Annotated in this window: 13 protein-coding genes; 2 read left to right on the forward strand and 11 right to left on the reverse strand. The window is 47.1% G+C overall.

The window, feature by feature from the left end:
* Nucleotides 1–87 precede the first annotated feature (87 nt).
* Both T472_RS05865 and T472_RS20095 read right to left on the reverse strand, forming a co-directional pair.
* Nucleotides 88–537, reverse strand: a complete 450-nt coding sequence (locus tag T472_RS05865) for an Hsp20/alpha crystallin family protein (protein WP_023383282.1) — start codon at nt 535–537, stop codon at nt 88–90.
* Between the two features lie 131 nt (nt 538–668).
* On the reverse strand, nt 669–818 hold the full coding sequence (locus tag T472_RS20095; protein WP_207643950.1) for a hypothetical protein: 150 nt from the start codon (nt 816–818) through the stop codon (nt 669–671).
* Nucleotides 819–1,132: 314 nt separating this feature from the next.
* Between T472_RS20095 and T472_RS05870 the strand changes: the two genes are divergently transcribed.
* A complete protein-coding gene (locus T472_RS05870) occupies nt 1,133–1,867 on the forward strand; it encodes an alpha/beta fold hydrolase (RefSeq protein WP_160319124.1) in 735 nt (244 codons plus the stop codon).
* The gene (locus T472_RS05875) at nt 1,864–2,238 is read left to right on the forward strand and encodes a DUF4180 domain-containing protein (RefSeq protein WP_023383280.1); all 375 of its coding nucleotides are present in this window, start codon (nt 1,864–1,866) and stop codon (nt 2,236–2,238) included. Before T472_RS05870 ends, T472_RS05875 begins: the two co-directional genes overlap by 4 nt.
* Nucleotides 2,239–2,375: 137 nt before the next feature.
* Here the strand turns inward: T472_RS05875 and T472_RS05880 are convergent, their stop codons facing one another.
* The 9 genes from T472_RS05880 to T472_RS05920 all read right to left on the reverse strand — a co-directional run bounded on the left by T472_RS05880 (nt 2,376) and on the right by T472_RS05920 (nt 14,456).
* Complete coding sequence (locus T472_RS05880; RefSeq protein WP_023383279.1) at nt 2,376–3,317, reverse strand: glycosyltransferase family 2 protein; 942 nt, start codon at nt 3,315–3,317, stop codon at nt 2,376–2,378.
* Nucleotides 3,310–5,886 carry a YfhO family protein gene (locus T472_RS05885; RefSeq protein WP_082447587.1) on the reverse strand — a complete coding sequence of 859 codons (2,577 nt, stop codon included), beginning with the start codon at nt 5,884–5,886 and terminating at the stop codon, nt 3,310–3,312. The genes T472_RS05880 and T472_RS05885 overlap by 8 nt, the downstream gene beginning before the upstream one ends.
* 206 nt (nt 5,887–6,092) lie before the next feature.
* Nucleotides 6,093–6,941: a zinc transporter ZupT gene (gene zupT / locus T472_RS05890; RefSeq protein ID WP_023383277.1), complete on the reverse strand. Its 849-nt coding sequence runs from the start codon at nt 6,939–6,941 to the stop codon at nt 6,093–6,095.
* An 18-nt stretch (nt 6,942–6,959) separates the two neighbouring features.
* Nucleotides 6,960–7,139 carry a hypothetical protein gene (locus T472_RS05895; protein WP_023383276.1) on the reverse strand — a complete coding sequence of 60 codons (180 nt, stop codon included), beginning with the start codon at nt 7,137–7,139 and terminating at the stop codon, nt 6,960–6,962.
* Between the two features lie 98 nt (nt 7,140–7,237).
* Nucleotides 7,238–9,430 carry a catalase/peroxidase HPI gene (gene katG / locus T472_RS05900; RefSeq protein WP_023383275.1) on the reverse strand — a complete coding sequence of 731 codons (2,193 nt, stop codon included), beginning with the start codon at nt 9,428–9,430 and terminating at the stop codon, nt 7,238–7,240.
* Nucleotides 9,431–9,723: 293 nt separating this feature from the next.
* Nucleotides 9,724–12,600, reverse strand: a complete 2,877-nt coding sequence (locus tag T472_RS05905; RefSeq protein ID WP_023383274.1) for an efflux RND transporter permease subunit — start codon at nt 12,598–12,600, stop codon at nt 9,724–9,726.
* The gene (locus tag T472_RS05910; RefSeq protein WP_023383273.1) at nt 12,597–13,169 is read right to left on the reverse strand and encodes a TetR/AcrR family transcriptional regulator; all 573 of its coding nucleotides are present in this window, start codon (nt 13,167–13,169) and stop codon (nt 12,597–12,599) included. The genes T472_RS05905 and T472_RS05910 overlap by 4 nt, the downstream gene beginning before the upstream one ends.
* A 239-nt stretch (nt 13,170–13,408) precedes the next feature.
* A complete protein-coding gene (locus tag T472_RS05915) occupies nt 13,409–13,972 on the reverse strand; it encodes a DUF4256 domain-containing protein (protein WP_023383272.1) in 564 nt (187 codons plus the stop codon).
* Nucleotides 13,973–14,159: 187 nt separating this feature from the next.
* Complete coding sequence (locus T472_RS05920) at nt 14,160–14,456, reverse strand: hypothetical protein (RefSeq protein WP_201781753.1); 297 nt, start codon at nt 14,454–14,456, stop codon at nt 14,160–14,162.
* Nucleotides 14,457–14,579 lie beyond the last annotated feature (123 nt).

Below are 14,579 nucleotides of genomic sequence, written 5' to 3' on the forward strand. Positions count from 1 at the left end.
TTAACGCTCCTCTTCTCAGATTGTGACCTTCCAGCAATCCAGATGAAAGCGCCAGCGGGGCGAACCTCTGGCGCTTCCCATAATCTGCTATTCGATCACGATTTTTCTTGATGTCTGTGTCTTGTCAAGCTTTGGCACCGTAACGTTCAGAACCCCGTCCTGAAGCTTTGCGGTAATTCCGTCGGCGTCTGCTTCTGCCAGGTATATTGACCTTTGCATCGAGCAGAAGCGGCGCTCCTTGTGCACATAGTTCTTTTCTTCTTCCTCTTTCTTCTCCTCACGGTTAACCGAAATCGTCAGCCTTCCGTCATTGATATCAAGGGAGATTTCTTCTCTCCTTACCCCAGGGAGATCCGCCTCGATAATGTACTGGTTCTTCGCATCTTCCACATCCACCTTGAATGTGTCCCGCATCAGGCTGCGTGATGGCGTCCAGCTATCGCTAAAAAAGTCATCGAGCATTTCTGCAAAATCATCGAAGCCACGCGGCCTGAGCATATTCGACTTCCCCTGGTTGAAAGGGATGAGTCCTGCCATGTTCAACAACTCCTTTTATTCAAATTTTGGATGCCTTGGTTCATACCCTCGGCTGTTTTTGTTAGCACTCTCACCCCTCGAGTGCTAACTCTAATTATTATATACAATATCCATAAAAAGTTGTCAATACCTCATGTGCCAAAAAAACTTAACGAACAGCCATGGGGCTCATTCCTTTGAAATCCTGCATAAACACTTCCAGCAATTGCAGGGATATTTGGAATTGTATATTTTGAAAAGTCTTCTCTTTTCCTGGCTGAACTAATGATCACATGCTCCATGAGCTTTTGAAAATAAAGATATTGAAATACTTCTCATCGCAGCTTATAATGATTGTACAGGTAACTATAAGTAACTATAGGTAATTATTGTAAGCAAAATGAAGCTGGGTTTTCACCAATATATGACATCCTTAAGTAATGCCTTAAGGACGATCGCAGCTGCCGTGTACCTATTCTCTCATCTTGGATTTCACAGAATAAATAAGGAGTGGAAGAAATGGAATTTACTAGAGTATTCAAATCGGAGGCAGGACGCGAAAAGATCAGGGATTATTACAACAATATACTGGGGTTTCCCTTTTCATCAGTTGCTTGTGGATACATCATACGGAAAGACATTCGTGCTTGAAGCCGGGGATCCAACTAAAAATTCCGTAATACTTCTTCATGGCTCCTGCAGCAACAGTGCCGCATGGCTGGGAGACATTCCCATCCTTGCTGAAGGTTACCATGTATTTGCAGTCGATATTCCGGGCGAACCCGGAAACAGTGCAGAGAACCGCCTTGATTTCCATTCAGGTGAATATCCCTCATGGTTTGGTGAGGTCATGGACGGTCTGGGCATTGACAGGGCGGCAGTAGTCGGAAACTCAATGGGCGGCTGGCTGGCTCTGCATTTTGCCAGCTTGTACCCTAACCGTACATTGGCATTGGCACTCATTGCCCCTTCAGGCATAGTTCTGCCCAAGCAGTCATTTATCGACCAGACCGCTGATATGGATGAGAATGCAGAGTCAGCAAGTGAATCACTTCTGTCAGGTGTGGAACTGCCTAAGGAGGTGCTGGAATTCATGGCACTTGTCATGGAAAACTTCAATCCCTTCACAGGTGCGCTGCCGGTACTCCAGGATAAGGATATGATTAAGCTTGGAATGCCTGTACTGTACATTGCAGGAAAGGGGGACATCACAATGGATGCTGAGCTTGCAGCAAAGAGGCTTCAGAAATTGGTTCCTCAGGTTACTGTACATCTTACAGACGACTCTCATATAATCCTTGGGTTTTCAGACAGGATAATGAAGTTTCTTAATGTGGTGAACTGTAAATGAGAAGCATGGAGAGAAATGGTCACCATGTGCTTGTCGTTGACAGGTCTTTCCAGATACAAAGCGTCCAGCAGGCGCTTGACCTCATGGGTGATGTGATGAACCATTCCGGCTCTGAGGCTGTTGTCATCTGCAGTGAAAGCCTTCCAGACGCCTTCTTTGACCTTAAGACCTGCTTTGCAGGCGAAGTGCTGCAGAAATTCTCAAGCTATGGGATAAGGCTTGCGATCGTTGGAAACTTTGAAGGATACGCAAGCGGTGCTCTTCAGGCTTTCATCCGTGAATGCAACAAGGGCAGTCTCGTATTCTGGAAGGGCAGCCTGGAGGATGCACTGGATGCACTTTGCGGTCCTGAACATAGTTCTGGAGGTTGATCAGCTTCAATTTTGCTTTAGGACGTCTTAATTCCACAAAATTGCAAGGCGTCCTGCGGAATGTGCAGGACGCCTTGTTTTACAATACTATTCCTATATGCCGTTCGACAGCCCTTTACTCGATAAATGGGATATTCTCATGAATTGCCGACCTTCTCCGAAATCCTTTCGGAAACTATGTACCTTGGCCTGAACTTGACCTCATCATATATCCTTGCGATATATGAGCCTATGATCCCCAGGCTTATCATGAGAGCACTTCCGATGATGAGGAGCAGCAGGATAACTGTAGTGAAGCCGCTCAGGGCCATGCCTGACACCTTCATGTAGATTGTCTGTATCCCAAGAACCAGGGCACCTAACAGGAAGAAGACCCCTATGAAGGTGACAATGTGCAATGGGAATGATGAGAATGAGGTTATCGCCTTTATGGCAAGGGTGAAAAGGTTCAGGACACTCCATTTCGAGGTACCTCTTGTCCTTGTCCCTACTGAAAACGGCAGGCTCTTACGGTTGTAGCCCACCCAGGCTGACATTCCCCTGAAGAACGTCCCCCTTTCATTCATGCTTTTCCACGCGTCAACGACCTTCCTGTCAAGCAGCTTGAAGTCCGATGCCTGCTGCATGTTAAGCCCTGAAAGCCTGCTGAGGATGCTGTAGAACATTCCTGCACCAACCTTCTTGACTATGCTCTCGTTGCCTCTGGAAGCCTTGACGCCTTCGATGACATCATACCCCTCTTCCCTCCAGAGCCTTATCATCTCCGGAATCAGCTGCGGCGGATGCTGCAGGTCAGAATCCATTATGATGCAGGCGTCTCCATCGGCCTCTTCAAGGCCTGCGCATATTGCAGCTTCCTTGCCGAAGTTACGGCTTAACCTAAGTGCCTTCACATAATTGTTCTCATTTGACAGCTCCCTCAGCTTTTGCCATGTACTGTCTTTTGACCCGTCATCGACAAGAAGGATCGTGAATCCGACTCCCGCCTGGGTGAGGAACCCTGCAATGACACCGACATTCTCCCTTATAAGCAGTTCCTCGTTATATACGGGAATGACTACCGTGACTTTATTATCCATTGTCCTCCACGTCCCTTCCTGGTTGTTTAATATGGTCCTTTCTGCGCCTTAGGACCAAAAAAATCATCATTGAAGCTGATAATGCTGTAATCCCGATTCCCTCAGCAAGCTTGTCAGTAAAGAAAGTAAGCCTTATGTCATGGCTGCCTTCCGGCACTTCAAAGCTAAGCAGGCTCTCGTCGACTGCAAAGGCTTCAACTCTCTTTCCATCTACAATCACATTCCATCCCCTGTCGTAGGGTATGGACATGACCATTACCCCATCGTATGAGGATTCTACAGTCCCTCTGATCGATGTATCTGAATAGCTCTCAAGCTTCAGCTGGTTGTTTCTGATTTCAGATATGCCCTCTTCAAAGGCTTCCAGGTCCATCCTGTATGAGTATATCTCAAACCTTCCTGATTCGGATCCTGCTTTGTCAAATTCTATCAGTACCTCTGCAGACGTCCCCGTTTCACAGTACCCAAGGCTTATGACAGAGGAGTGGTATGCATCGAATTCTGACTTTACACCGTTTACCGTGATCGAACCCTTGCCCTTCATTGAGGACGGAGCATCGTAGTATAGATAAACCTGTCCGCTTTCATGAAAATCCATTCCTATGACCACTGATGAATCGCTTTCCTTGCTTGTGCGGGTATAGCTGTACCTTCCTGTTCCGGATAGAGTAAGGTTATTCGTCTCACCGACCTCCTGGTCTATAGGCCTTAGCACCTCCTCCACTCCGCTGAGCGCTTCAAAGAGGATCCTTTGGGAGTCCAGAGGGTCTCTTCCGATGCTGCTCTTGAAGCTTGTTATATCAGAATTTACCATGAATCCCGGAGAAAGTGAATATGGGTTCTTCAGCACATCCAGCTCAACAGATTCCGAAACCTTCATATAGAGCTTCTCTTCTACATTTAGATCCCTGTAGACCAGATACCTGATGCCAAAAAGTGAATCCGTTAAAAGGGTAGACCCACTGTACACATAGCTGTTGATGCCGTTGCTGTACAGCCCCAGCTCCTCCATAAGGTCTACAGGTTTTTCGGATATTGTCGAGGCAAATACCGATACCCCGGGGTAATTGTAAAGGGCAGGATCATTGTGCGTCTTGTGCGGGATCACCTCAATCCTGTAGAAGTCCCTGTCGGTCTCAAGGAGCATGGAGACCTGTTCCCTTATTTCACGCACCTCACTGCCGCTTGAATAGCTTTCCCTGGATGAGTAGCTCTCCTTGCTGTCAATCTTAATGACAGTCACTATGGTATTGGTAAGTAGCTCAAGAACCAATACGACAATAAGAGCGGATGCACCCTTGAATCTCCTGGCACCTTGGCTGCGCATGCGAGCGAATGCTGCTGCATAGAGAATGACGAAGGCTGCACTCACATATACCGTGTGAAGCGGAAGCTTCAGGTCTTCGAACTTCTGCGATATCAAAATCAGGAAAAGCACCAACATGCTTATCATCCCAACCTGCTTCCCGCTGAATTCATCCATTGCCCTGTAGCCCTCATATGCAATGGTCAGCACAAGGAATATGTATACGAAGGAGAACCTGTATGGGAGCTGGTTCGGAAAATGGAAGCCGTGCCACATGAAGTTCAGGATATTGATGTTGAAGCTGGCAAGCAAAAAAACAACAAGAAGAAGGTTCAGGACCTTGTCCTTGAGTGCGATCCTCCTGACAAGAAAATACATCGGAACAAGCATGAGCACCACAAGTCCGCTGTAGAGGTTCGGCGCACCATCACGTATCACGGGATCTGCCGTCATGAAATGCCTTGCCACAAAATCGAAGATATCGTAATAGGTCTTCACTGTCTTTGGGAAAGTATCCCCTGCCGCCGAAGTTGTCCCAAGCTGTACGAAAGTAGGCAGGATGAGGAATGCAGACAAACCGCCTGAAAGAAGGGAATACCCTGCAAACCTTGCAGTCGTCCCTATAAGTACCATAGGCTTCCTTATGCTGTAATGCTTAAGAAGCGTTACCATAAAATAGAATACGATGAATATGCATATGAAAAAGGCCATATAGAAATTTGTGATCAGCGAAGCCGTAAGGGCGATGCAATAGAGTAAGCCCCGACCTTCCTTTACCAGCCTGATGATGCCGTACGCCGCAAGCGGCAGAAGATATATCGAATCCAGCCACATGATGTTCCAGGAATACGCGAGGACAAAGCCTGACAGCGCATACAAGGAGGAGAATGCAACCGTGCCAAGGTCCCTGTCGCCATATGCTTTGCGGAGGAAATAATTGAAGGCTGATCCTGCAAGGCCTACCTTGATAAGCGTTATCGCAAGGATAGCTTCAGTGATGAACTGCGGCGGGAAAATTACGGTGAGTATGTTCAAAGGACTTGCCAGGTAATAAGCGAAGAGAGGCAGATAGTTTATCCCAAGGCCTCCTGACCAGGAATAGATGAGGCTTGAGAATGAAGTCAGCTTATCCTGGAGGTCAGATATGAACGGAGCGTACTGGAAATACATGTCGACTGTCAGTATGTTCCTTCCGCCAAACGGAAACACCCCGATTACCGCATATGCGAGAAGAAGTATGAATGAAGGCACTAAAAAAGACATCAGCAGAACATGATGTTTAATTATCTTATCGTTTAGCTTTTGAAAAAACCGACTTTTCAATTTCAAGCGATATCCCACCTTAAGCAATTCTTGTAAGTAATTATCGATTCAACGGTCTCTCCATGTCAATTGATGCCTGGCAGTCAGGCAATCTTTCCCATAGCCTTCAGCTCCTGTAAGCAGCGGGAGAAGAATTGTGAATAAGTCTAAATGAAGAGCAAAAGGCTTACTGCCATAACCATCATTCCGGCAACGAGGCCGTATATGGACAGGTGATGCTCACCGTATTCCCTTGCTGACGGTAGCAGCTCATCGAGGGATATGAACACCATGATGCCGGCAACAAGGGCGAAGATTATTCCCATGAGGGTTTCGCTCATGAATGGCATGAGTATGAGGTATCCTACAAGTGCTCCAACCGGCTCGGACAATCCTGACAGGAATGAATAGAACAGTGCCTTCTTCTTGCTCCCGGTCGCATAGTATATGGGGACTGAAACTGCTATGCCTTCAGGTATGTTATGTATCGCTATTGCCATTGCAATGGGGATAGCTATCTGCGGCTCCTGCAGGGCTGCGATGAAGGTGGCAAGACCTTCAGGAAAGTTATGTATCCCTATTGCAAGTGCGGTGAACAGTCCCATCCTGAGAAGCTTGTGGTTCTTCTTTGCCTCTTCCCTCTTCCTTATCTGCTCCGCATGATGACCCTCGGCAGGGTTATCCTCATTGATCTCCTCGATGGTGTGCATCTCATGCGGATTTTCGGATGAAGGTATAAGCTTGTCTATTATTCCGATCAGGAACATGCCGGCAAAGAAGGCTATGACTGTTATCCATGAACCCTTTTCCATGCCAAGCTCTCCAATGAGGCTTGTCCTTGCCTTGTAGAAGATCTCGATCATTGATACGTATATCATCACCCCGGCAGAAAAACCAAGGCTTATGGACAGGAACCTCGGGCTGCTCTTCTTCATGAAGAAAGCCAGCATGCTGCCCACGCCGGTGCTCAGTCCGGCAAACAAGGTAAGTGCAAAAGCAAAAAACAGATTTTCCATATGTTCCTCCATCGGTAGCTAGTATCGCTTGTCTAATTCGATGTATCCTTTTGAAATATCGGCAACAAATGTAAACAGCAGGATGCATTGCCCATCATTCCTGAATATCATTGTCTTATTGTTCATACCTATGATTATAGCAAATTTCAAGTGATTATTCTCCATATCATCGCCTGTGGGCATTTTTGTTTTTTCCATCCACGCTCCATACAATGATCAGGGAGGATTTTGGGTCATGATTACAGGGGGCAGTGGTCCTGCCCCCTGTAAATGCAGCTGTCAATTTTTCAAATACCCTAGACCAGGTCGAACCTGTCTGCGTTCATCACCTTGTTCCATGCAGACACGAAATCCTCCAGGAACTTCTCCTGTGAATCGATGGCTGCATATACCTCCGCTATCGCCCTTAGCTGTGAGTTCGATCCAAAGACCAGGTCCACACGGGTTCCTGTCCACTTCGGCTCTCCGGTAGCCCTGTCACGCCCCTGGAATAGGTCCTTGTCCTCTGTTATTGGCATCCAGGCTGTATCCATGTCAAGGAGGTTAACAAAGAAGTCATTGGTAAGGCTTCCCGGCCTGTCTGTGAAAACACCGTGTTTCGAATCACCGAAATTCGCACCGAGGACCCTCATCCCGCCTATGAGTACCGTCATCTCCGGTGCTGTCAGGGTAAGTAGCTGGGCACGGTCAACAAGAAGCTCCTCAGCGCAGACTGAAAACTTTTCCTTCTGGAAGTTTCTGAATCCATCGGCCTTTGGTTCAAGCACGGAGAAGGATACAGAATCCGTCTCTTCCTCGGTTGCGTCGGTCCTTCCCGGATAGAACGGAACAGCTATCTCATATCCTGCATTCCTTGCAGCCTGTTCGATGCCTGCACATCCTCCAAGTACGATAATGTCAGCCATGGATACCTTCTTGTTTCCTGACTGTCCTGTATTGAAATCCGCCCTTATCTCTTCAAGTGACTTGAGGACTCCATCAAGCTTTTCAGGTTCATTCGCTTCCCAGGTCCTCTGAGGGATAAGCCTCAGCCTCGCACCGTTTGCTCCGCCTCGCTTGTCCGACCCCCTGAATGTTGAAGCGGAAGCCCAGGCGGTAGAGACCAGCTGGGATACAGTGAGTCCTGATGCAAGTATCCTTTTCTTAAGTTCAACAATATCATCCTCACCGATCATGTCATAGTCAGCTTCCGGAACAGGATCCTGCCATATCAGCACCTCTTCCGGAACTTCAGGTCCCAGATACCTGGACCTCGGGCCCATGTCCCTGTGGGTTAGCTTGAACCATGCGCGTGCAAATGCGTCTTCAAACTCTTCAGGATTGTCCCGGAATCGCCTTGCTATAGGTCCGTATATGGGGTCCATCCTCAGCGAAAGGTCAGCGGTTGTCATCATTGGAGCATGTCTCTTTTCCGGGTCATGCGCATCCTCTACAGTCGAAGCTGCAGATGGATCCGTCGGGATCCACTGATATGCTCCTGCAGGGCTCTTCACAAGGTCCCAGTCATATTTGAAGAGAGTGTTCAGATACCCCATGTCCCATTTTGTAGGTCTTGGCTTCCAGGCGCCTTCTATGCCGCTGCCTATCGCATCCTTGCCCTTACCGGTACCGAAGCTGCTCTTCCAACCAAGCCCCTGCTCCTCGAGACCTGCTGCCTCAGGCTCCGGCCCAACATGGGTTGCGGGACCTGCTCCATGGCACTTCCCGAAGGTATGTCCGCCCGCAACGAGGGCAACTGTCTCCTCGTCGTTCATCGCCATCCTCGCGAATGTCTCCCTGACATCCTTGCCTGAAGCAACTGCACTTGGCTGACCGTTAGGTCCTTCCGGATTAACGTATATCAGACCCATCTGTACCGCTGCCAGCGGATTCTCAAGCTTTCGCCCCTCGGAGTACCTCTTGTCCCCAAGCCATTCGCTTTCCGATCCCCAGTATACATCCTCCTGTGGCTCCCAGACATCCTCCCTGCCTCCACCAAAGCCGAAGGTCCTGAAGCCCATGGACTCCAACGCGCAGTTACCCGCAAGTATCATAAGGTCAGCCCAGGAGATCTTCCTGCCATATTTCTTCTTGACAGGCCACAGCAGCCTGCGGGCCTTGTCGAGATTGACATTGTCAGGCCAGCTGTTTAAGGGTGGAAACCTTTGTGTCCCGTCAGATGCTCCGCCTCTTCCATCACCCATCCTGTAGGTCCCGGCGCTGTGCCATGCCATTCTGATGAAGAGCGGCCCATAGTGTCCATAGTCAGCAGGCCACCAATCCTGAGAGTCTGTCATAAGTGCATACAGGTCTTCCTTTAGAGCCTTGAAATCAAGCTTCAGGAACTCTTCCCTGTAATTGAATCCCTTCCCCATAGGGTTGCTTAAGCTTGAATTCTGATGCAGCATCCTGAGGTTAAGCTGATTCGGCCACCAGTCACTGTTCGAAGTGCCTCCTCCCGATCCTTTCCTTCCGGAATGGCCGGTCACCGGACATTTCATTTCTTCCATTGCTGATCCTCCTTCACTTTCGTAGATATCCAAATAAGGCGATACGGTTGACGCCTTAAAGCTACCAGAAGCACATAAGGTCATGCTCAAAGAATGGTTTATTGAAATTTCTGCATTTATATCTATAATATATTTAGATTCATTATAATCTAATTATAAATGCTGCAGTGAACCGAGACAACACAAAATCTCATTGCTATTAAACACCGGAAAACGAAATTAGCCCAACTCAAATAGTGTATCTCCAAAAAAAGAAGCCTCATCACGCATCAAGCGGCTGAAGCTCCTTATCATTATGCTATATTCACTTCTTCAGAGTCAGCACCATTCATGAGCGCTGCCTTTTCCTTCCTGGATAGAATAAACCTGTCAAGCATATATAGTATTGGCGGAAGCAGTACGAATGTGGACAGCAGTGCCAGAGAGACGTTAATTACCGTCATGAAGCCAAAATCCTTGAGGATCACAAAATCAGACATCATCAGCACCGAAAAGCCTCCTACGGTTGTAAGCCCTGATGCAAGCACTGCGACTCCAATGGATCCGACAGCTGTCTTCATCGCATCTGTCTTATTGCTTCCCTTCACGCGCTCCTCAATGTAGCGTTCCATTAGCATGATGGTCATCTCGCTTCCCATCCCGAGCACCATGGCTCCAAGGGTAGCAGTAATAGGCGTGAAACTTATTCCTGACAAGTACATAATTCCGCTGGAAATCCCTATGATGCTTATGACAGGAAGCACAGGTATCAGCGCCTTAACCGGATTCCTGTATATCATGAGAAGCGCTGCGAAAATCAGAACCAGACCAAGTCCTGTCATGGTGATGCGTCCTGAAGTAAGTCCTTTTACCATTTCAACGTCAAGAACACTCTTGCCTGTGACCTGGACATTAATTGCATTGTCCGCCAGAGTCTCCCTCAGTGAAGCTATGAATGTTTCAAGTTCTTCTGTAGGAAGATGCCTTATGTTTATTATTACAGAACTCCTTGTGGCATCATCATTTATGAACATCCTTGACATGGAGGCTGGAATGTCTTCTGCAATTTCCTCATAATCCGAATATGGAAGGCTGTCATAACCAGAGAAAGTGATTGCTGTATCAGCCAGAGACTTTATGTCGGTTATGACATCAGGATACTTTGCCACCAGTTCATCAGGGGTCTCGACCATCCACTGCAGGCTCTCTGCACTTGCCAGATCCTCACCTTCAAAGTAAAGCACTATCTGGTCTGTAGAACCTAATGCGTCCCTTACCTCACGCAGGTCTGCAAGAGCCGGCATGTCCTGTGGCATGAAGGATTCCATGTCCGTCTGTACTCCAATCTTCGAGTCCTTCATGAATCCCAGCACTGATAAAAGGAGTACCAACACCAGTATCGGGTACCTGAACCTAAGTATTTGGCCTGTGAAGGCACCGAGCATCCTTTTCAGCCAGCCTTCTCCATTTGTTCCACCAGGTGCCATATTTACGCTGTCACTTGACACAAGACTGACATCCATCACGTTCTTCCTTATGTGCAGGACTGGAAGAAGTATGAATATGCTTCCGATGAAGCTTATTACAACACCCAAGGTCAGCATCTTTCCAAAGTCACGTATCATGGGCACAGGTGACACATATAGGGAGATAAATCCGAGGACTGTTGCGAGGACTGCTATTGTTACCGCTTTTCCAACATTCTTTACGGTCGATACTACAGAGTTGTCCTCCTCGTACCTGTTATGGAACTGTATGGAGTAGTCGATTCCGAGTCCTATGAGTATTGGGAATACCGCCATGGACACCATGGTTACAGGTACGCTTATCCAGCCCATGAAGCCAAGTGTAGCTATAACAGAAACTGCTACCACTGCAAGACTCAGCATCCTCCACCTTACCTTGAATACAAGTGCAAGTACGATCAGCATGATGAAGAGTGCGAATGCGACCATTGTCATCATGTTTACCTTCATCTCTGCCTTAAGCGATGCGTCAAGAACAGGCTTTCCTGATACGACAACTGATACGGTTTCGAATCTCTCTGCATCCAAGGCCGCCTTCAATGAATCAATGACGGTTTCCTTCTGGCTATCAGGAATTCCTCCCTCAAGCTTAACTATCATCATCGCTGTATTGTTGTCCTGGACTACATTCGTAAATATGGAACGGAGATTTCCGTCTTCATACAGCAAAAGGTCAAGCTCTTCCTGCACCTTTGGAAGTCCAGCCTCCATCATAGCGGACTTGTCAGTGAAGACTACAAGGGCTTCAGAAATGTCTGTAAGGTTATTGCCCATGGTGATGAAGCCTTCAGCCATTGTCTTCAGCTCGTCAGGTGAGATCGCACCCTTGAAGCTGTCCTTCATTCCAGAAGTTTCCGCGCTGAGCTTGTCCTTTATGCTGTCAAGCGCATCTGCGGTGCTCCTCGTACCTGCCTCCAGTGTTCCGGCTTTAACTGAGATTCCAGCGAGAGCCTCAGAGCTTTTTGCCAGATTCTCAGAAAGTGCTTTCATCTGCATCTGAAGCATTGGATTTGCGGACGCCATGATGCTAAGTTCTGATAGCTTGACTCCTGCTCCCTTTATCCCCTCTGCCGCTGTAGCAGTGCCCTGCGAGATTCCACTGACCCCTTTGCCTATATTGTTCTGTCCTTCAATCAGACGGTCAAAATTCGCTGTAGCATCTGCAAGGCTTGAGAGCTTTGCTTCCAGTACCTTTGGGTCTGGAAGCTCCTTTTCAGAAAGAGTTGTCCCAACCTCAACCAGCTTCTCTCCCATGATATTAAGCCCGTCACACAGCTCTCCCATTTTTCCAATCAGCATCTCCGCCTGGTTAGAAGTCATCTGATGGGCGATCGTTCCTGGACTCATTATGGAATATATCCCTGACTCATACTTAAGTCTGTTCTCTACATTCCACATACGGGTGATGTTGCCAATCGTGAGTAATGAACCTGCCTGCTCTTCCTTGAAGAGCACCAGTATTGAATCTCCACCGAAGGTTTCCTCCATTGCTGCCTGTGTCTTATACACCTCAGTGTCAGAATCAACCAGGGTATCATTGCCGGTCGACATGCTAATGTTCCTGGCACCTGCCACCATTGCAAGGAAAACCGCGATTGTGGCAAAGAGCACCCTGAAAGGATGTTCATGCATCATAATACCTATTCTTTCAAAAACCTTGTTCATTTAACGTCTCCCTGCAATGTTTTTATCAGCATCCATGATATGTTGTCAACAAAATCTCCAATTGCACCATGATCTTTTTCAGGCATATAGAGGAACGACAGAAGTGACCCCATGACAAGTCTTACAGCTTGTTTCTTTCTGCCAGGGTCTGCATTGGAGGTATACAGTATCTTTTCGATTATATTTCGTATCCCTTCAGAGAAATCCGACTGCCCCATTTCATGGATCGCGGATGATTCGTTGAGTATCAGCCGAACTGTATCATAGTTTTCCGATATGAATGTTATCCGGTTCAAAAGCACTGCCTTGAGCCTTTCCTGCTGGTTAAGGCCTGATGATGTATCCACCACCTCTTCCAGCGTCTTCAGAAGGATCGGTGTTATACCCTCCAGGAAGATATCCTGCTTGCTCTTGAAATACCTGAACAGTGTCACTTCAGTTATTGAAGCAGCTGCGGCGATTTCCGAGGTTGTTGCACCCTTGAATCCTTTCTCCTTGAAGACCTCCAGAGCACTGTCAATTATCTGCCTTCTCCTGTCTTCCTTGTTCATCCTTATCTGTTTTTGCATATCTTGATCCCCTTATGTTAGTAAGTACTTACTTAGTGTATCAGGACTTCAATCTGAATGCAACAACAATTGATCTATACTTCAAAAGGTAAACCCGCAAAAAACCGCAAAGCACTGCTCTGCGGTTTAATGATTGGTCCTCAAATTTTCAGATTTTGCCTGTGTACGCTGTGACACCAGCCTGTCTTCTTACAAAAAATCTCCATGCTCCAGGCAAGTCAAAGTTTGTAATTCCACAATCAGATATGAAGCATGCCGCGGAAACCTCTTGCAGCATAGTACGACTCTGCACCATTGTGATAAACGAAGACTGTATCGTAGCGACGGTCACAGAAGATTGCACCACCAAGTTTCCTTATGTCATCCGGTGTCCTGACCCAGCTTGAAGTCTTCAGGTCAAATTTCCCGTGCTTCTGAAGCTCGCGATATTGCACTTCAGTCAGAAGCTCGATTCCCATCTCTCCTGCCATGGTAACCGCATCAGTCGCTGGCTTATTCTCTTTTCTGGAGTCCAGAGCTTCCCTGTCGTAACAGATGCTTCTTCTTCCTTTCGGAGTCTCAGCTGAGCAGTCGAAGTATGCATACTCACCAGTATTCTCATCAATCACAACCACATCAGGTTCACCGCCTGTAATCTCCATTTCATTTAGCGACCATAGCTTTATAGGATCAGCTTCAAGCTTTGATTTCACGTCTTCCCATGAAATCCCCTTGTGCCGGTTCATGTTCTTCTTGAATCTTCCTTCCAGTATCTCAAACAGTTCGTCACGACGCTGAGATGTTAGTTTTTTTGTTTTATCCATTCCTATTACCTCCCATGATATGGTTCGAAGAAACAGCAATTGCAATAAACTTGATCCCTATTGGCATTTCTGATGAATATCTTTGATACCAGCATCTGTTTTAAACTTTACACGATTCTCATAGCAGCAAAAACAAATCTAAAGTTTAATAGGACTTATGAGGAAACAAATTACCCTATTCTTGTCCTCACCCTTTCTTATGGTCCAGATGATTCCCAATCTCCTCTATTGCCAGTTCCAGTGACTTTATTCTTCGTACAAGAAGTGTTCGCTGAGGACTTCCAAGTTTCGACTTCTCATACATTCTAACTATACCAGGCAGCAACCCCTCCAGAATAACCTGCGCTGATTTCAGGTCATCTATTGTATGGTTATGCGATTTATGATTCCACGTGCTTTCCAGAATATCCAGTCCTGTACGAAGTGCTTCAAGCCGCTTTCTGACCAGAGTAGTGCTAACACCCTTCTCAGTCATCTGAGCCAATGATTTTTCAGTTTTTCATATAGAAGATTGCAATGAGCTTAAGGATTCGATTTTTTCTTTTTCTGTTACATTAATCATACTTTATCCTCGAAGAAAAAACATAAGGCGCTTCGCTGTTTTAAG

Origin of the sequence: Youngiibacter fragilis 232.1 (assembly GCF_000495435.3) — a bacterium.
Taxonomy (GTDB): domain Bacteria; phylum Bacillota; class Clostridia; order Clostridiales; family Clostridiaceae; genus Youngiibacter; species Youngiibacter fragilis.